Annotated in this window: 14 protein-coding genes; 8 read left to right on the top strand and 6 right to left on the bottom strand. The window is 44.6% G+C overall.

The window, feature by feature from the left end:
- Positions 1 to 61: 61 nt before the first annotated feature.
- Both glnL and glnA read right to left on the bottom strand, forming a co-directional pair.
- Complete coding sequence (gene glnL / locus OCU60_RS16455; protein ID WP_074372943.1) at positions 62 to 1,111, bottom strand: nitrogen regulation protein NR(II); 1,050 nt, start codon at positions 1,109 to 1,111, stop codon at positions 62 to 64.
- 316 nt (positions 1,112 to 1,427) lie between these two features.
- On the bottom strand, positions 1,428 to 2,837 hold the full coding sequence (gene glnA / locus OCU60_RS16450) for a glutamate--ammonia ligase (RefSeq protein WP_074372944.1): 1,410 nt from the start codon (positions 2,835 to 2,837) through the stop codon (positions 1,428 to 1,430).
- Between the two features lie 543 nt (positions 2,838 to 3,380).
- Here glnA and typA point away from each other — a divergent pair.
- From typA to OCU60_RS16430, 4 genes are all read left to right on the top strand, one after another.
- Positions 3,381 to 5,210 carry a translational GTPase TypA gene (gene typA, locus OCU60_RS16445; RefSeq protein ID WP_074373008.1) on the top strand — a complete coding sequence of 610 codons (1,830 nt, stop codon included), beginning with the start codon at positions 3,381 to 3,383 and terminating at the stop codon, positions 5,208 to 5,210.
- A gap of 224 nt (positions 5,211 to 5,434) precedes the next feature.
- Complete coding sequence (locus tag OCU60_RS16440; RefSeq protein WP_074373009.1) at positions 5,435 to 6,346, top strand: virulence factor BrkB family protein; 912 nt, start codon at positions 5,435 to 5,437, stop codon at positions 6,344 to 6,346.
- Positions 6,318 to 6,752: a D-aminoacyl-tRNA deacylase gene (gene dtd, locus OCU60_RS16435; protein WP_074372945.1), complete on the top strand. Its 435-nt coding sequence runs from the start codon at positions 6,318 to 6,320 to the stop codon at positions 6,750 to 6,752. Before OCU60_RS16440 ends, dtd begins: the two co-directional genes overlap by 29 nt.
- Before the next feature lie 21 nt (positions 6,753 to 6,773).
- Complete coding sequence (locus tag OCU60_RS16430; protein ID WP_074372946.1) at positions 6,774 to 7,691, top strand: bifunctional GNAT family N-acetyltransferase/hotdog fold thioesterase; 918 nt, start codon at positions 6,774 to 6,776, stop codon at positions 7,689 to 7,691.
- Here OCU60_RS16430 and OCU60_RS16425 read toward each other — a convergent pair.
- The 4 genes from OCU60_RS16425 to hslR all read right to left on the bottom strand — a co-directional run bounded on the left by OCU60_RS16425 (position 7,677) and on the right by hslR (position 12,983).
- Positions 7,677 to 9,605 carry an AsmA family protein gene (locus tag OCU60_RS16425; protein ID WP_074372947.1) on the bottom strand — a complete coding sequence of 643 codons (1,929 nt, stop codon included), beginning with the start codon at positions 9,603 to 9,605 and terminating at the stop codon, positions 7,677 to 7,679. The two genes, OCU60_RS16430 and OCU60_RS16425, sit on opposite strands and share 15 nt — an antisense overlap.
- 121 nt (positions 9,606 to 9,726) lie before the next feature.
- Positions 9,727 to 11,358 carry a phosphoenolpyruvate carboxykinase (ATP) gene (pckA, locus tag OCU60_RS16420; RefSeq protein WP_074372948.1) on the bottom strand — a complete coding sequence of 544 codons (1,632 nt, stop codon included), beginning with the start codon at positions 11,356 to 11,358 and terminating at the stop codon, positions 9,727 to 9,729.
- A 339-nt stretch (positions 11,359 to 11,697) separates the two neighbouring features.
- Positions 11,698 to 12,573 (bottom strand): Hsp33 family molecular chaperone HslO, encoded by an 876-nt coding sequence (hslO, locus tag OCU60_RS16415; protein WP_074372949.1) that lies wholly within the window; start codon positions 12,571 to 12,573, stop codon positions 11,698 to 11,700.
- 23 nt (positions 12,574 to 12,596) lie between these two features.
- Positions 12,597 to 12,983: a ribosome-associated heat shock protein Hsp15 gene (hslR, locus tag OCU60_RS16410; RefSeq protein WP_074372950.1), complete on the bottom strand. Its 387-nt coding sequence runs from the start codon at positions 12,981 to 12,983 to the stop codon at positions 12,597 to 12,599.
- Between the two features lie 206 nt (positions 12,984 to 13,189).
- Here hslR and gspC point away from each other — a divergent pair, with 206 nt between their 5' ends.
- The 4 genes from gspC to gspF are packed head-to-tail and all read left to right on the top strand — an operon-like array spanning position 13,190 to position 18,913.
- A complete protein-coding gene (gspC, locus tag OCU60_RS16405; protein WP_083602636.1) occupies positions 13,190 to 14,134 on the top strand; it encodes a type II secretion system protein GspC in 945 nt (314 codons plus the stop codon).
- A 33-nt stretch (positions 14,135 to 14,167) separates the two neighbouring features.
- Positions 14,168 to 16,207 (top strand): type II secretion system secretin GspD, encoded by a 2,040-nt coding sequence (gspD, locus tag OCU60_RS16400; protein ID WP_074372952.1) that lies wholly within the window; start codon positions 14,168 to 14,170, stop codon positions 16,205 to 16,207.
- A complete protein-coding gene (gene gspE / locus OCU60_RS16395) occupies positions 16,185 to 17,684 on the top strand; it encodes a type II secretion system ATPase GspE (RefSeq protein WP_074372953.1) in 1,500 nt (499 codons plus the stop codon). The genes gspD and gspE overlap by 23 nt, the downstream gene beginning before the upstream one ends.
- Complete coding sequence (gene gspF, locus OCU60_RS16390) at positions 17,684 to 18,913, top strand: type II secretion system inner membrane protein GspF (RefSeq protein ID WP_074372954.1); 1,230 nt, start codon at positions 17,684 to 17,686, stop codon at positions 18,911 to 18,913. The genes gspE and gspF overlap by 1 nt, the downstream gene beginning before the upstream one ends.
- The last annotated feature ends 4 nt before the right edge of the window (positions 18,914 to 18,917 follow it).

Raw genomic sequence — 18,917 nt, 5'->3', positions numbered from 1 at the left:
GTTAAAATTTTTATTCCGTAAATGGTTCGTTCATTGGTTCATTTCATTGAACGGATCATCATTAGTTTATCGGTAGATAGATGGTAAAAACGGTCTGTCCCGGCCAGCTTTCAACCTCGATCTTGCCATTATGTTGATCAATTAGATTTTGAGAAATCGATAATCCTAGTCCGCTACCACCTTCTCTTCCGCTGACCATTGGATAGAAGAGCGTATCTTGCAACTCGTTTGGAATTCCCGGTCCGTTATCAATGATTTCAATTCGGGCTACAAGCTTATGCCGTTGTCCATGTATATTGGCTTGATGCACTGTTCTGGTGCGAAGCGTGATTTTACCATGTTGTTGTGATGACAAAATTTGTGCAGCATTACTGACGATATTTAGTAGTGCCTGCTCAATTTGATCCATATCCATCATAATATTGGGCAAACTGGGGTCATAATCGCGTTCAATCACAAGGTGAGAACGGGCATCGAGTTCGATCAATTGACGGACTTTCTCCAGAATTAAGTGCAAATTTTCAGACTGTTTTTTCCCTGGCTTTTGAGGCCCAAGGAGTCGATCAACCAAAGATCGAAGCCGATCAGCCTGTTCAATAATAATTTGTGTGTATTCTGTCAGACTCTGATCTGGGAGCATCCTCTCTAATAATTGTGCCGCTCCTCGTAGCCCCCCCAGTGGATTCTTAATCTCATGGGCCAATCCCCGGACGAGTAACTTAGCGGCCTGTTGTTGGGCATGTTGGTTCAATTCCTGACTCAAACGGCGCTGTTGACCAATTTTCCTCATTTCGACTAACAACATTAATTTTTTTTGCCAAGTTAACGGGCTAACCGTGACTTCTAACATCAGGGGTTTACCATCAACCACAAATGTCACGTCACTGTCGGTAATACTTTGACCACTCTGTAATGGTTGTGAGAGGAGTGCGAGATCAAGAGATGCATGTTGAATTAAATTGGATAGGGGTTGATTGATAATCCGCTTGGCACTTTGTGAGAATAACTGCTCTGCTGAAGGGTTTGCATAGCGGACGCATAAAGACTCATCCAGTATTAGTGTGGATGTCACAATATTGTTCAATATTGTTGTACTAAGTTCACTACTCATGAGTGATCACCATGTTCCAAAATGACGCATTGCACAAAAATGGTGCATTGATAGAATGAGTATGGCTAACTAAGGGATAAATACAAGTCTCTCTTCTTTGAAATCAGTCAGTTCAACAGCGCTTTGAGTCCAATTTCACAACAGCTGTAGCCATGGTTTATTACATTAGATATGAATGCAATTATCTTGCCTGATATGCTCTTTGTTTGTGAGATTTTCGAAAAGATTTATGATGATATTTCAATAATTAATCTTCAGTTGGTGTAAAAAAAGCCCGCCAGAGGCGGGCCTGATAATATGGGTATGAAATATGGACTTATACAGAGTAGTACATATCGAATTCAAGTGGGTGAGTCGTCATATTGATGCGAGTTACATCATCTGATTTCAGAGCAATATAAGAATCGATGAAATCATCAGAGAATACGCCACCCGCAGTCAAGAATTCACGATCTGCATCCAAAGCTTCCAATGCTTGTTGGAAAGACTCTGCAACCGTTGGAATTTGTGCTGCTTCTTCTGCTGGCAGATCATATAGATCTTTATCTGCTGAATCGCCAGGGTGAATCTTGTTCTTAATTCCGTCTAGACCAGCCATCAGCATCGAAGCAAAAGCCAGATATGGGTTAGCTGTTGGGTCTGGGAATCGAACTTCGATACGGCGTCCTTTCGGGCTTGGCACGACAGGAATACGGATCGATGCACTTCGGTTACGAGCTGAATAAGCAAGCATTACCGGCGCTTCAAATCCAGGGACCAAACGTTTGTATGAGTTTGTTGAAGCATTCGCGAATGCGTTGATTGCTCGAGCATGTTTGATGATACCACCAATGTAGAACAACGCTGTTTCAGATAAACCGCCGTACTTATCACCAGCAAACAGGTTGACACCATCTTTTGCCAGAGATTGGTGACAGTGCATACCAGAACCGTTGTCTCCGACAAGTGGTTTCGGCATGAAAGTCGCAGTTTTACCGAATGCATGAGCAACGTTATGGACAACGTACTTATAGATTTGGATTTCATCTGCTTTCAATGTCATGGTATTGAAACGGCAAGCGATCTCGTTCTGACCAGCAGTTGCGACTTCGTGGTGGTGTGCTTCAACAACCAGTCCCATCTCTTCCATAATCAAACACATAGCACTACGGATATCCTGAGATGAGTCAACCGGAGCAACAGGGAAGTAACCGCCTTTAATGCCAGGACGGTGACCTTTGTTTCCGCCCTCGATCTCTGAACCTGTGTTCCATGCAGCTTCTATATCATCGATTTTGTAGAAAGAACCGGACATGGTTGTTGAGTATTTTACATCGTCAAACAGGAAGAATTCTGGTTCAGGACCGAATAGCACGGTGTCCGCGACACCGGTAGAGCGCATGTATTCTTCAGCGCGTTGTGCAATAGAACGTGGGTCACGATCATAGCCTTGCATAGTTGCTGGCTCTAAAATGTCACAACGAATATTTAATGTGGAGTCTTCTGTAAATGGGTCTAAAACAGCAGTTGAGGCATCTGGCATCAGAACCATGTCAGATTCGTTAATTCCTTTCCAGCCGGCAATAGATGAACCATCAAACATTTTACCTTCTTCGAAGAAGTCAGCATCGATTTGGTGAGCAGGAATAGAAACGTGTTGCTCTTTACCCTTTGTATCTGTAAAGCGTAAATCAACAAACTTAACTTCGTTTTCTTGGATCAGCGATAGAACATTTTCTACTGACATCTTGGACAACCTCCAGTGTTAAAAAATCGGTAAAAGCTCGACTTGGTTTAAGCATCAATTAACTTTGTGATGATCACGTTAACTGAAGCTGAAACTTTATAAGCCAAAATCGTGCCATGATTAAAAATCCTTTTGATTCAATGCATTAATAAGATAACGAGCTTTCGATTATCAATCATTGCACTAAAATGATTTGCGCTTTGCACTGACATGGTGCGATAAAATTAAAGTTGCACCAATAGTTGCCAACCGCCCCTCTATTCAGCCCTATGAATAGGCAATTTGTCAAACAGCATTTGATGGTTTTTTCTGCTTTCTGGTCGTGAAAAAGGTTTGATCGCAATTGTTTTTTAACATGATGGATTCCAAAGACTAAACTATAGAAGAGTGACTTGATGTACGAATAGAAGAAATAAGCCTGTTTTAGATCACATATTTCTGGGAATTTCTTCAAAATCTGGTACATTATTGAGCGTTTTTTTTATCCCGAAATGCAGTAACACCAAAGAGCGGGAATTGAACTTTGACAATGATGATGAATCCATGACAACACCACAGATTGATAAACTAAGAAATATTGCGATCATTGCGCACGTTGACCACGGTAAAACGACCTTGGTTGATAAGCTATTACAACAATCCGGAACTTTACAGTCTCGCGGTGAAGTTGAAGAACGAGTCATGGACTCGAATGATATTGAGAAAGAGCGAGGGATTACAATCCTAGCTAAGAATACAGCGATTAACTGGCACGATTACCATATCAATATCGTTGACACCCCTGGACACGCGGACTTCGGCGGTGAAGTTGAGCGTATTATGTCTATGGTTGACTCTGTTTTGCTTATCGTTGATGCCGTTGATGGCCCGATGCCTCAAACTCGTTTTGTTACCCAAAAAGCATTTGACCATGGTCTGAAACCGATCGTGGTGATTAACAAAATTGACAGACCGGGAGCTCGACCTGATTGGGTTATGGATCAGGTATTCGATCTGTTTGATAATCTTGGTGCAACCGATGAACAACTTGATTTTCAGGTTGTATATGCCTCGGCGCTGAACGGATGGGCAATTCTGGAAGAAGGAAAAGAGGGGACGGATATGGAACCTCTCTTCCAGACCATTATTGACAATGTGGCACCACCAGAGGTTGATCTTGGTGGTTCGTTACAAATGCAAATTTCTCAGCTCGATTACAGCTCTTATGTCGGTGTTATCGGTGTTGGTCGGGTAACCCGAGGTGCCGTAAAACCGAATCAGCAAGTGACCATTATTGGTGCAGACGGTAAGAAAAGAAATGGCAAAGTCGGCACTGTTTTGGGATATCTAGGGCTTGAACGATACGATGTTGAACGGGCAAATGCTGGTGATATCGTTGCAATTACGGGTTTGGGTGAATTGAAAATTTCAGACACGATTTGTGACGTCAATGCTGTTGAAGCACTACCCGCATTATCTGTCGATGAGCCGACGGTGACGATGACTTTCCAAGTCAATACTTCTCCGTTTGCGGGTAAGGAAGGGAAATTCGTTACTTCTCGTAATATTCTGGAGCGTCTGGAAAAAGAATTGGTCCACAATGTGGCCCTCCGCGTTGAGCAAACAGATGATCCGGATAAATTCCGTGTTTCTGGTCGTGGTGAGCTGCATTTGTCGATTCTGATCGAGAATATGCGCCGGGAAGGTTTTGAATTGGCCGTCTCTCGCCCAGAAGTTATCCTCCGTGAAGAAAATGGCCAGTTGATGGAACCGTTTGAGACCGTGACGATCGATGTTCTTGAAGAGCATCAAGGCGGTATTATGGAGAATATCGGCATACGTAAAGGTGAACTGAGAGATATGTCTCCGGATGGTAAAGGACGTGCTCGTCTGGATTTTGTGATGCCATCTCGGGGTTTGATTGGTTTCCAAACTGAGTTTCTGACACTGACTTCCGGCTCCGGTTTGCTTTATCATACGTTTGATCATTATGGCCCTCACAAAGGCGGCACGATTGGTCAGCGTAATAACGGTGTGCTGGTTTCTAACGCAACGGGTAAAGCGTTGACTTATGCCTTGTTTAATTTGCAAGAGCGAGGTCGTTTATTTGCTGAGCATGCGGATGAAGTGTATGAAGGTCAGGTTATCGGTATTCACAACCGTTCGAATGATCTAACCGTGAACTGTCTTAAGGGTAAGCAGTTAACGAACGTTCGGGCATCGGGTACTGATGAAGCTCAGGTTCTTTCTCCTGCAATCAAATATACTCTGGAACAAGCTCTGGAGTTTATCGATGATGATGAGCTGGTTGAAGTCACGCCTGCGAGCATCCGAATTCGTAAGAGACATCTTACTGAAAATGATCGTAAAAGAGCGTTTCGTGGCGGAAAGTAAGTCCTTATAGACTGATGATGTGATAAAGGCGGAACATTGTTTCCGCCTTTTTTATCAGCGGGATGAGATAGTCACTCAGTGAATATCCTGCTAATCTAAATGCATATTCTTGCTTAATTGATATAAGAAAAGGGATAAGATTATTCCTCTGACTCATATATCATCTTCAAACAACGATGTTGTTATCTATAAAACCACCACGGTGTGCTGATGAGGTATCTGTGTTGAATACAAAAATAATCATCGATACTGGTGCTGCTTTTTCCCGATACTTATGGCGTCGGTTGATTCATGATCGAATTCAGGTCAATGCGGGATATCTGGCTTATATCTCGTTGTTGTCCTTTGTGCCGATGGTGGCGGTTTTACTCTCAGTATTATCTGCATTCTCTGCTTTTAATGATGCCGGTGAAGTCATTCAATCATTTGTTATTACTCACTTCTTGCCGGCTGCGGGTGAAGCGGTCAATCAGGCATTGCATGATTTTGTCTCGAATACGAGCAAAATGACAGCGTTGGGGGGATTGTTCCTATTCGTCGTCGCACTGACGCTGATTTCTAATATTGATAAGATGTTGAACTATATCTGGCGGGTTGATCAGAAGCGTCGCTGGGTTTTTTCTTTTTCAATGTATTGGATGGTTTTAACGTTAGGCCCGTTTCTGGTTGGGGCGAGTCTTGCTGTGACATCCTACATTACGTCACTGAACTTGGTCTCCAATGAAACCTTGCATGGATTTTCTCAATGGGTACTCAGAAGGCTGCCATTCTTACTCTCGTTTGCTGCATTCACCGGGTTGTACGTCCTTGTCCCGAATAAAAAAGTGAAGTTGGGTCATGCTCTGTCAGGGGCGTTGGTTGCCGCGTTACTGTTTGAAATCAGTAAAGCGGGGTTTGCTGCCTATATTACACACTTTCCATCTTATCAGCTCATATACGGGGCATTAGCCGCGATTCCGATTCTCTTTATCTGGGTGTATTTTTCTTGGTTGATTGTCTTATTGGGCGCAGAAGTAACCGCCTCTCTGGGTGAATATGAATCTTGGCAAGCAGACATGCTAAAATCCGAGCAAGCGGCTGATAATGGTGGAGAGAAGGGAAGACATTGTGATCGCACTGATTCAGAGAGTAAGTGAAGCCTCCGTTACTGTGGATGGCTCGGTTGTGGGAAATATTGGGCAAGGATTGCTGGTATTGCTGGGGGTTGAAAAAGATGATGATGAAGCTAAGGCGAAACGTCTGGTTGAACGGGTGACGACCTACCGAGTATTTGAAGATGAACAGGGAAAAATGAATCTCAATGTTCAGCAGATCGGCGGCGAAGTTTTAGTGGTTTCACAATTTACATTACCGGCAGATACGAAAAAGGGAACACGCGCTGGATTTTCTCGTGGTGCGGCACCTGCAGATGCTGAGCGTTTGTACGATTATTTCGCTGAGCAATGTGCAAGCGTTCTTTCTACGGAGAGAGGACGCTTTGCTGCGGATATGAAAGTGGCGTTGGTCAATGATGGACCGGTGACCTTCTGGTTACAGGTTTAATCAATAAGATAGGGACAGTTCATGTTTAAGATTGTTAGCCCTCAGACGGAGAACCAGCTGAGTAAATACTATTTATTTCGCTGGCAAATGCTACGTGAACCATGGCATTTGCCGTTGGGATCGGAACGGGACGAATATGATCCAATGAGTCATCATCGGATGATTGTCGATAGCCGGGGGCGTCCTATGGCGGTCGGCCGATTGTACATTACCCCTGACTGTGAAGGACAAATTCGTTATATGGCGGTGAAATCGAACCGTCGGAGTCGGGGGATGGGGTCACTACTTTTGGTGACATTAGAATCGCTTGCCCGTCAGGAAGGCGCGAAACGGCTGGTATGTAATGCCAGAGAAGATGCTATTGCTTTTTATGAGAAAAATGGGTTTGAGCGTCGCGGTGAACTGAGTGATGAACGCGGACCTATCCAGCATCAACAGATGGTGAAAACACTGGATCCGATGGCGAATGTTCAGCGTAAACCGCAGTGGTGTTCAGAGTTGCAGGAACGTTGGGAAAACCAGATCCCGATCAGTGAAAAAATGGGGATTAAGATTAATCAGTATACCGGTTATCAGTTCGAGTGTTACGCGCCGATGAATCCCAATATCAATCCGCATAACACGATGTTTGCCGGTTCCGCTTTCACCTTGGCGACATTGACAGGATGGGGGATGGCATGGCTACTCATGCGGGAACGCAGTCTTTATGGGGACATTGTGATGGTCGATAGCCGTATTCGGTATCGGCTGCCCATTTGTGAGAATCCGATTGCCGTGACCTCTCTAGATGATATTAGTGGTGATCTGGATCGTCTTGAGTCTGGGCGTAAAGCTCGGATCATCGTCAATGTGATCATCAAAAGTGGGGATAAACCTGCAGTCCAGTTTGTCGGAACATACATGTTGATCCCGAATTATAAGGCTTTAATTGGCCGATGAATTCGAAGTCTCTTGTATGGGGCCGGTTTCGGTCTGAGGGGCTGGTGGCTCTGTTTGCGATGGTTCCAGTAAGTTGTAATGGATCTGTTTTTCCCCTGTTGTCACCGAGAGAGTGAACGAGCCTTTATCAGATTGAGTCAAATCCCAACGACCACTGATGGTTGCATTGAGGTTGTCAGATTTGAGGTGAATTTCAGGGACGGTGATGTTTCCCCGATCTCCGATGATTTCCAAGGCATTCAGCATAAAGTCTTTTGGTTGAGTATGGTTATCAGGTAGCTGGAGTTGACCATTTCTGATATCTAGGTTCAATAAGCCACTTAACGTGTGATTGATAATCACTGAATCTCCGGAAAGCCCCTGAGCGGAACCTGACAAATCAGCGAGTCCTTTCATCTGGAGTGGCAGATGTTTGAACAGGTCCAGGGGAAGGCTATCCGCGTCAATTGAAAACTGCCATGGGGCGCCTTTCAATCCATATTGCCATTGTCCTTTAGCGGCCAGATATCCTTTAGAGAAAGGAAGAAATAGTCGATCCAGTATCCAGTTATTCTCTTGACTGTGCATTTCGATTAATCCTTGGGATACCACGAACTGCCCATAGCTAAGATTATTGACTGAAATCCTTGCAGCGCCCTGCCATAATCCCCACCGTTGAGCATCGAGCAATTGAGCATGATCGATATCTGTATTGACCCCTGATAATTGCCAATAGGGCTGGTGGGCGAGTTGGATAATCTGGCTATTCCGGATTTTCAGCTGTTCGACGTTCACTTGTTTGAATGATGATATGATTGATGCGAGCCACGTGAAGTCCGGCTCAGATCCTGACTCGATAAACATTTTCATGCTTTGTATCTGTAAATCCCGAATGGTCACCGTCTCCGGTGTGATTGAGCCGGACGCATGGATTTGGCCGTCCATGAGGGTTGAATTGAAGTCATCGACATCTAACTGACCGGGCGTCAGGATGAGGTTGATACTGGGCTCTACCCACATCATTTCATCGAGAACAAGGCTTTCCGCATCCAACGAGAGCTCTGCATGAGTCTGTTTCCAAAGTGATTCAGAGACGGTCGGATGAAAATCAGTGAGCGATAAATCGAAATGATTGAGTTGAATATGTGGCATCTTGAACTGGCTGTTTAACAGATCAAGTCGATCAATCTGCGCGATGTGTTGTTCAATCAGATCTCTGAATTTATAAGACAGTTGCTGAAACTGAGACAGAGACAAGTTCAGTTTGTCTGTGGTTAGGTTTTCGATTGACCAGCGTTGTCCGTCGGTTTTTCCTTGCAAGGAGAGTGAAGCGCCTCGCCATGTTGCGGTCAGGCTATCAATCTGACTATGTTGTGATTGATGGCTGCCAAGAATGAGCAAATCGGTTAGAGTTTCTCCCTGCCACATAACCTGAGGCGCATAAAGTTGGATGTCACCATCAGGTAGATAGGTGTTGGTCTCATGCCAACTCGGGTTTTGAATTTGTACATTGAGCTCGTGAATCATCAGATCGTCTGTGGTTGCCACAGAAAGGTTGCGGATAGCAAGCTGGTTGATTTTTAATGTCTCTGATGGTGTTGGTAGAGATGCTTGCGCATTGTCTAGAGTGAGACCATCAATGAGCACACTATCGAATGCGAGCTGATTGAGGGTGCTTTGATAGGGATTGAGCCAAACATCCACCGTCTGGATCGGTGTCAGTTGTTGAGACAGAGTGACGTGCTCAAATTTCAGATGGAATGGATATTGGTAGCTGATTTTCTGGGCATGGAATTCAGGAAACCCTATTTTTTGAATCGTCCATTGGGCAACAGGTGTAATATAGCGAGACTGGACAATCACGATTCCAGCAGTGATCCCGATCAGGATGAGTAGAAGACATATAAGGAATACCCGGGTAATACCTGTTTTCATTTTTTAAGACCATTGGTTCATTCGCTCTAACAGATTGGAACAAAAACCGCTTTGCTTCAACAAAATTCGCACGATCAAAAAAAAGCCCCTGAAATAGGGGCTTACTGATATGTTTAACGGCTTATGCGTCGATTTGTGGTCCGGCAGAAATGAGCGCTTTACCTTCATCATTATCGGTGTACTTATCAAAGTTTTTCACGAAACGAGAGGCGAGGTCTTTGGCTTTGCTTTCCCATTGTAGTTCATCGACATATGTATCCCGAGGATCGAGAATTTCAGAATTCACGTTCGGTAATGACGTTGGGACTTCAAGGTTAAAGATCGGCACAGTTTTGGTCGGTGCATTTTCGATCGAACCATCCAGGATGGCATCAATGATTGCCCGGGTATCTTGGATTGAAATCCGTTTTCCTGTGCCATTCCAGCCTGTATTGACAAGGTATGCTTCAGCCCCTGCTGCTTCCATACGCTTGACGAGCACTTCCGCATATTTGGTTGGATGCAATGTCAGGAACGCAGCACCGAAACAGGCGGAGAACGTTGGTGTCGGTTCCGTGATACCTCGTTCTGTACCCGCTAATTTTGCGGTAAACCCAGAGAGGAAGTGATATTTGGTCTGCTCAGGGGTGAGTTTAGACACCGGAGGCAGAACACCGAACGCATCAGCAGACAGGAAGATGACTTTGCTTGCATGTCCGCCTTTCGATACAGGTTTAACGATATTATCAATATGATAAATCGGATAAGAAACACGGGTATTTTCCGTTTTGGATCCATCATCGAAATCAACCGTACCATCAGCACGCACGGTGACGTTTTCAAGCAATGCATCTCTGCGAATGGCATGGTAAATATCAGGTTCGGCTTCTTTGGAAAGTTTGATGGTTTTGGCATAGCACCCGCCTTCAAAGTTGAAGACACCATCATCATCCCAGCCATGTTCGTCATCGCCAATCAGTGCTCGTTTAGGATCCGTCGATAATGTTGTTTTCCCGGTACCAGATAGACCGAAGAAAACAGCAACATCACCATCTTTTCCCATATTGGCAGAGCAGTGCATTGCTGCAATGCCTTTGAGTGGCAAGAAGTAATTCATCATGGCGAAAATACCTTTTTTCATTTCGCCGCCGTACCAAGTACCGCCAATCAGCTGCATTTTCTCTGTCAGATTAAAGACCGTAAAGTTTTCTGAGTTCAGGCCCTGCGCTTGCCAGTCAGGATTGGTACATTTTGCACCATTCATTACCACAAAATTAGGTTCGAATGTTGTCAGTTCTTCATCACTGGGACGGATAAACATGTTTTTCACAAAGTGTGCCTGCCAAGCAACTTCCGTGATAAAACGAACACAAAGACGAGTGTCAGGGTTGGCACCACAGTAACCATCGACCACAAACAACCGTTTCCCAGAAAGCTGTTTGGTGACGAGTTGTTTCAGATCGTCCCAAACTGCCTGAGTGATGGGTTTGTTATCATTTTTTACTGTGTCAGACGTCCACCAAAAATTATCTTTGGTGGTGTCATCTTTCACAATGTACTTATCTTTCGGAGAACGGCCGGTAAAAATACCGGTGTCAACAGAAACGGCGCCTAATTCGGTTACGATGCCTTTCTCATAACCATCTAAGTGAGGTGCTGTTTCTTCTTCAAATAACTGCTCATAACTTGGGTTATGAATCACTTCTGTGACATCGGCGATGCCATAAGAGGTCAGATCCATATTTGCAGCCTTTATTTGTTCCATTACGGTCATAGGTGCTCCTTCGTAGGAATTGTAGGGATTTTGTAAGAAATTTTTATGTAATCTGTACGCCATGCTAGCAACGAGAACCATCGAAAACAGGGAGGTGGTTCAAAAAACATCCACATTTCTTATGAGTATTTAAGCGTGTCGTCACATATCAGGGTAAGTTATTCTAACGTATAGAGACTAGTTTAGACTAGGTGATAGAAATTATTAATTTATGCAAATTAAGTGTTGATAATATGTTGGTTTTTATAGCGGTTATAGTTTTTTGTATTGAATTATTAGCAATTAAGCCAGTTTTTCAACTGGCTTAAAGTATAAAAAATGCTTAATAAGTGACGGGAATTAATGAATGGTTTTGTTTTGTGCCAGCGAACTGTAGCGTAACTCTTTGATATCATTTTCATCAAATTGGTAGTCGGTGCCACAGTATTCACAATGGAGAGAAATTGTGGGATTTTCTGCCAGCATTTCCTGCACTTCATCTTCAGGAAGGGTAATGATTGCTGCACCACAACGTTGGCGAGAGCAGCCGCAGTGGAAAGTAATCGGTTGTGGTTCAAACAGTCGCACGGTTTCTTGGTTATATAAGCGGTAGAGCAATTCATTTGCTTCCAGAGAGAACAACTCTTCATCAGTAATTGTGTCTGTTAACTGTTCAAGATGTTCGAAGTCGTCTGGAGAACCGGTGCCATCCGGCATAATTTGTAGGAGCATTCCTGCCGCGCAGAGCTTCTCTTCTGATTGTCCTGTTTTGATCCATAACCGAGTTTTCAACTGTTCCGACTGTTCAAAATAAGTTTCTAGAACATTCGCCAAACAATCCCCGTCTAAAGCAACAATCCCTTGATATCTTTCACCTTGGTCTGGGTCGATGGTAATCACTAAATGCCCGTCTCCCATCATTTGATGCAGGGTCGCATCCTCAGGAATATCGCCTTTCCAACGGGCTACGCCCCGGACATTTTGCTCGTGATCGCCATTGAGGACGGCCAGAGATACAGGGCCATTTCCCTGGAGCTGCAAGGTGATTGAGCCTTCAAACTTGAGGGTTGCGGTTAAAAGAGAGGCTGCAACGAGTAACTCTCCCAGCAGAGATTGAATCGGTGCCGGATATTCCTGACTGGATACGACTTGTTGGTAAACGTCATCCAGTTGTACCAGTTCGCCACGTACTGATAACTCGTCAAACAGGTAGCGATTTAACATATTGCTTGCCATGAAGGAAACTCCAGCTTTGTTCTTTATTGATGTTTAAATTTGATGATATCGCGTCGTTGCTTTTTATCGGGACGCTTATCCGGACTCGGATTATGCGCATTCAATTTGCGTTGCGCCGCATGTGCCTCACGTTTTTGAATGCTTGCATCCGTTTCTGTATACAAGGTTTGAGCTTCGGGCGCACCCCTGCGTTGAGCCGATATTTTGTCAATAATGACAACTTTTTCTTCTTGGCCTTGTCTAAGCGTGACAGTTGCTCCGACTTCTACGATTTTACTTGGTTTAGACCGTTGCCCATTATAGTGGACTTTACCACCGTCAACCATATTTCTGGCAATCGAACGGGTTTTATAAAATCGCGCAGCCCAGAGCCATTTATCTAGCCGTATCGGTTCTTCATTAGAACTCATCGCAAAATCGTCCTCTGAATTTGTTGTTTTACTCAATAATAAAAGGATAAATGGTGGTTTATACCTAGGTTTTCAAGAAAATGATGAAATTTGAGTATAAAACAGTGGATAGTAAAATGGGTGTGTTATATTAGTCAGGGTCTTAATATGGTGTAGTCCAAACTGATTACACCAATTAATCAGGGATAAATTCAAAGGGTTAGAGATTGCCACACGTTGACACACTAAAGAACTCAGTACCTGCGTTATTCATATCTTTATTGCGTTCTTTCATTCACTATCAATCATTGTTCAGCACCATTATTTCAGCAGGAATATGGTTGGTTGCTGTCTGGATATTCGGTCAGCTGGTCTGGGCACCATTTGAGACGATGCCGGTTCAGTCATGGAAACCCCCTTCTGCAAATGAAGCGCGAGGTTCAACAAATAGCTTTGACAGCGCATTTGTGAAAGAAAAACAACTTTTTGGCCAGTTGCAAAAGCAGAGTGATAAGTCAGTTGTTCAAGAGCATGTCGTTAATGCCCCGAAAACAAAATTAAATCTAAAGCTTGTCGGTGTTGTTGTGAGTGATAACGACACTGAAGATCTTGCCATTATTGATTATCAAGGTGTTCAGGCAACTTATGGATTGAAGGAACGAATTGAAGGGACTCGAGTGACACTGGAGTCGGTTCTGAATGACCGAGTGATTATCCGTAATGCTGGCAGAAGCGAAACGCTTATGTTGAAAGATGTGGAGTACAGCCGTCTGGGGAGTATGAAGACTCAGCCTCATTCTATGCTAAACACCCCATCTCCGGATGACTTTGTGAATTATGATACCGGAAAGGTCAGCACCCAGAAGGAACGATTGACTGAAATCAAACATGAAATCGCGGAGAATCCACAGACTTTATTTCAGTATGTTCGTTTATCTCAAATGAAACGTGACAATGATATTCTCGGTTACCGTTTGAGTCCCGGACGTTCACCTGAGTTATTTCAATCTGTCGGATTAAAGAGTGGTGATATTGCCGTTGCATTGAATGATGTCGATTTAAGGAAGGAAAGTGCAATGTCAGATATTGCCTCCGTTTTATCAGACCTTTCGAATGTAAAAATCACGGTAGAGAGAGATGGACAGACTCATGATATATATATTCAATTTTAGTGCAGCGTCGCTAGGCATTGAGGGAGTAAAGACGTGAAGTATTGGCTAAAAAAAAGCGCGTGGTTGTTACTAGGAAGTATGATGCTTTCTCCGGCAGCTTTGGCGAACGAGTACAGCGTCAATTTTAAAGGCACTGATATTCAGGAATTTATTAATATTGTCGGTCGTAACCTACATAAAACAATTATTGTTGATCCTTCTGTGCGAGGGAAAATCGATGTACGGAGTTATGACACGCTCAGTGATGACCAATACTACGGTTTTTTTCTGAATGTTTTGGAAGTCTATGGATTTGCCGTGGTTGAAATGGACAACGGTGTTCTGAAAGTCATTAAATCCAAAGATGCAAAAACCTCAGCCATCCCTGTATTGGATTCGTCCGGTAACACAAATGCGGACAGTGTGATTACCCGGGTTGTCTCTGTTCACAATGTTTCCGTTAAAGAATTATCTCCATTGTTGCGTCAGTTAGTGAACAATGCGGGTTCCGGTAACGTGGTTCATTATGAACCTGCGAATATTATTTTGTTGACCGGACGTGCCGCGGTCGTTGACCGTTTGGCTCAGATTATTGATCGCGTTGACCAAGCAGGAAACACGGATATTGATGTCGTGACACTGAATAATGCTTCGGCACCGGAAATTGTGCGGATTGTCAGTGCACTTGATACCAGTAAAGAGACGAGAAGCCTGCCTCAGATTCTCCAGCCACAAGTCGTTGCAGATGATCGAACCAATTCGATTTTGATCTCGGGTGATCCGAAAGTCAGAAAACGGATCGTCCGCTTAATTAAACGGCTTGATATTGAAATGGCGACCAAGAGTAACCACCGGGTTGTTTATCTGAAGTATGCCAAAGCTGAAGATTTAGTCGATGTGTTGAAAGGCGTCTCTGATAATATTCAGTCGGAAAAGCAAGGTGAGCAAAAGTCTGCTCCTTCGAGTCGGGCTGATGTCACGATTGCCGCACACAAGGATACCAACTCACTGATTCTCAGTGCGCCACAAGATATTATGAAACCTTTGCTGGATGTGATTAGCCAATTGGATATTCGTCGGGCTCAGGTACTGATTGAAGCCCTGATTGTCGAAATGTCTGAAGGTGAAGGGATCAACCTCGGGGTTCAATGGGGCTCGATTGAAAGTGGATCGGAAATCCAGTTTGGGAATAGTGGCGCTTCTATCGGTAAGGTCATGGTTGGTCTGGAAGAAGCGAAAGATCAGAGCACCACTGAATATTATACCGATAACAACGGTAATCGACGGCCTTATACGACCAAAGAATCCGGTGATTATTCATCATTGTCTGATGCATTGAGTGGTGTAGAAGGTGCTGCGGTCAGTATCGTGATGGGCGATTGGACATCTCTGATCAGTGCGGTTTCTAAAGACTCCAGCTCAAATATTCTGTCGTCACCGAGTATTACCGTCATGGATAACGGTGAAGCCTCATTTGTGGTTGGTGAAGAGGTTCCTGTACTGACTGGGGCGACGTCAAGCTCCGGGAATGATAACCCTTTCCAAACCGTAGATCGGAAAGAAGTTGGGATTAAGTTAAAGGTTGTTCCCCAAATTAATGAAGGGGATTCGGTGATGCTCAAGATCGAGCAGGAAGTCTCGAATGTTCTGGCCGCTAATGGTGCTGTCGATGTCCGTTTTGCCAAACGGCAGTTGAATACCTCGGTTATGGTCAAAGATGGTCAAATGCTGGTCTTGGGCGGTATGATCGACGAACGCACTCAGGAAAGCGACTCAAAAGTTCCCATTCTTGGGGATATCCCTCTGCTCGGTTACCTCTTCCGTTCAACCAGTACCAAAGTTGAGAAACGAAATCTTATGGTCTTTATCAAGCCAACGATCATTCGTGATGGTATGACCGCGGATGGTGTGACTCAGCGAAAGTATAACTTCATTCGTGCTGAGCAGCTTGTTAAAGCCGAGAGAGGTCTGAGATTGATGGGTGACAGGAAAACGCCAGTGATACCCGAATTTAAGTTACAGAGCCATTATCCGGAAGAATTACAGGCCTTTATCGATCAGATTCCTAAGGATCAGGATCAGGATCAGGAGTAGCGTTGTGCAGCGTTTACCTTTTAGTTTCGCAAACCGGTATAAGCTCGTATTTGACGCCTCACATGAAGATGAGACACCTTATCTCTATTATGTGGAGCCGGTATCGATTACGGCTTTGGTTGAGGCCAAGCGGGTGTTGCAAAAGTCGTTTGAGCTGGTGGCACTTCCTGAAGCCGAGTTCGAGGCAAGGCTGACAAAAGTCTATCAGCGTGATACGTCCGAAACTCGCCAGTTGATGGAAGATCTCGGTGCAGATAATGATGATTTCTTTGCCCTCGCAGAGGAACTGCCCAATAATCAGGATTTGTTGGACTCAGATGATGATGCGCCGATTATCAAGCTGATTAACGCCATGTTGAGTGAGGCTATCAAAGAAGAAGCTTCCGATATCCATATTGAAACCTTTGAAGTATCTTTATCGATCCGTTTTCGGGTTGATGGCATGCTTCGTGAGGTTTTATCGCCCAGCCGTAAGCTAGCGCCTTTATTGGTTTCACGCGTGAAGGTCATGGCGAAGCTGGATATTGCTGAAAAACGGGTACCTCAGGATGGCCGTATTTCACTGAGAATCGGTGGTCGGGCCGTTGATGTCCGTGTTTCTACCATGCCTTCCTCTCATGGAGAGCGGGTCGTCATGCGTATTTTGGATAAAAATGCGACTCAGATGGATCTCTACAGTCTGGGAATGACCCAGACAATTTTCGTTCGGTTCCGAGAACTGCTGCAGCGACCACATGGTATTTTATTGGTGACGGGGCCAACCGGTTCTGGTAAATCGACGACGCTTTATGCCGGTTTACAAGAATTGGATCGGAATGAGAAAAACATTCTGACGGTTGAAGACCCGATTGAGTTTGATATTGACGGTATCGGTCAGACTCAGGTGAATCCGAAAGTCGATATGACTTTTGCCCGAGGGCTGCGAGCGATTCTGCGTCAGGACCCTGATGTCGTCATGGTCGGAGAAATCCGGGATTTGGAAACGGCACAAATTGCGGTACAGGCATCTCTCACCGGGCACTTGGTTCTTTCGACATTGCATACGAATACCGCGATTGGTGCGGTAACACGTCTGCGAGATATGGGGATTGAATCTTTTCTTGTGTCATCTTCTCTCGTTGGTGTTCTGGCTCAGCGGTTGGTTCGGACGTTATGTCCCGATTGTAAGCAGCCATTTGAGGCCGATAAAGAACAGCGTGAGCTATTCGATATTCAAGAGGATGAGCCTCTGACGCTTTATGCACCAAAAGGGTGTGAGAAATGCCATTACAAAGGTTACCGGGGACGGACTGGGATTCATGAATTATTAGTGATTGATGAAAAAGTCAAATCACTGATCCATACCGAAGCCGGTGAGCAGGCCGTTGAACAGCAAGTTCGCGAGTCATGCCCAAGCATTCGTATGGATGGATTGAGTAAGGTTCAGGTGGGGATCACGACACTTGAAGAAGTGTTGCGGGTCACCGAGGAGGTCTGATGGCTGCATTTGAATATCAGGCGCTTGATCTCAAAGGAAAACGCAAAAAAGGTGTGATCGAGGGGGATAGTGCCCGCCACGTTCGCCAACGCTTGAAAGAGCAAGGGCTGACGCCGATTGCTGTTCAGGCCACGCAAGTCCAGAAAAATAATCAAACCCAAGGCAGCACCACGTCGACTTCGTGGAAAAGAGGTATTGGGGCGACGGACCTTGCACTGTTAACTCGGCAAATGTCGACATTACTCCAGTCAGGAATGCCGCTGGAAGCGTGTCTGCAAGCGGTGATTGAACAGACAGAAAAACCACGAATTCGCAGTGTTCTTACCCGTGTCCGGTCAAAAGTGACGGAAGGTTTTTCCCTCGCAGATAGTATGGCCGATTACCCACATATTTTTGACGGTTTGTTTCGTTCCATGATTTCAGCCGGCGAGAAATCCGGGCATTTGGATATGATTCTGAATCGATTAGCGAGTTATACCGAAAATCGACAGAAGATGCGCTCGAAGCTCTTACAGGCATTGATTTATCCCATTGTTCTGGTTGTATTTGCGGTCACGATTGTTGCTTTTCTTTTGGCTGCTGTGGTGCCCAAAATTGTGGGGCAATTTATTCAAATGGGGCAAACGCTGCCGACATCGACTCAGATTTTATTAAATATGAGCCATTTTGTTCAGGACTGGGGCTGGTTGGTTTTGCTGCTGACGTTAGGTGGGTGGGTATTCATCCAGTCAGCATTAAAACGGCCACATATCCGCTTTGCATTTCATCGTAAACTGATGAGTGTCCCCATGATTGGTAAAATTGTTCGAGGTCTGAATACCTCTCGTTTTGCACGAACACTGGCGATATGTTCTTCGAGTAGTATTCCGATTCTCGATGCAATGCTTGTTGCCAAAGATGTTGTGGAAAACACATACATGAAACAGAAAGTACAGGAAGCGGCAGAGTCCGTCCGAGAAGGGGCGAGTATTCGTAAGTCTTTGCAACAAACGAAGCTTTTTCCTCCGATGATGCTGCATATGATTGCCAGTGGTGAGCAGAGTGGTGAATTGGAGAACATGCTCATTAGTGCCGCAGATAATCAGGATGAGCAGTTTGAAGCAACGGTGAATATTGCTTTGGGTCTGTTCACCCCGATGCTGATTGCATTAATGGCTGGGTTGGTTTTGTTTATTGTGATGGCAACCCTGATGCCGATTTTAGAAATGAACAATTTAATGACGCGCTAGTCTT

This window comes from Vibrio spartinae (assembly GCF_024347135.1).
In the GTDB taxonomy this organism is placed as follows: domain Bacteria; phylum Pseudomonadota; class Gammaproteobacteria; order Enterobacterales; family Vibrionaceae; genus Vibrio; species Vibrio spartinae.
This window is presented reverse-complemented; position numbering and strand designations above follow the sequence as displayed.

Coding starts and splice junctions, on each gene's coding strand:
- glnL (WP_074372943.1), bottom strand. CDS start 1,111: ATGAGTAGTGAACTTAGTACAACAATATTGAACAATATTGTGACATCC.
- glnA (WP_074372944.1), bottom strand. CDS start 2,837: ATGTCAGTAGAAAATGTTCTATCGCTGATCCAAGAAAACGAAGTTAAG.
- typA (WP_074373008.1), top strand. CDS start 3,381: ATGACAACACCACAGATTGATAAACTAAGAAATATTGCGATCATTGCG.
- OCU60_RS16430 (WP_074372946.1), top strand. CDS start 6,774: ATGTTTAAGATTGTTAGCCCTCAGACGGAGAACCAGCTGAGTAAATAC.
- OCU60_RS16425 (WP_074372947.1), bottom strand. CDS start 9,605: ATGAAAACAGGTATTACCCGGGTATTCCTTATATGTCTTCTACTCATC.
- pckA (WP_074372948.1), bottom strand. CDS start 11,358: ATGACCGTAATGGAACAAATAAAGGCTGCAAATATGGATCTGACCTCT.
- hslO (WP_074372949.1), bottom strand. CDS start 12,573: ATGGCAAGCAATATGTTAAATCGCTACCTGTTTGACGAGTTATCAGTA.
- hslR (WP_074372950.1), bottom strand. CDS start 12,983: ATGAGTTCTAATGAAGAACCGATACGGCTAGATAAATGGCTCTGGGCT.
- gspF (WP_074372954.1), top strand. CDS start 17,684: ATGGCTGCATTTGAATATCAGGCGCTTGATCTCAAAGGAAAACGCAAA.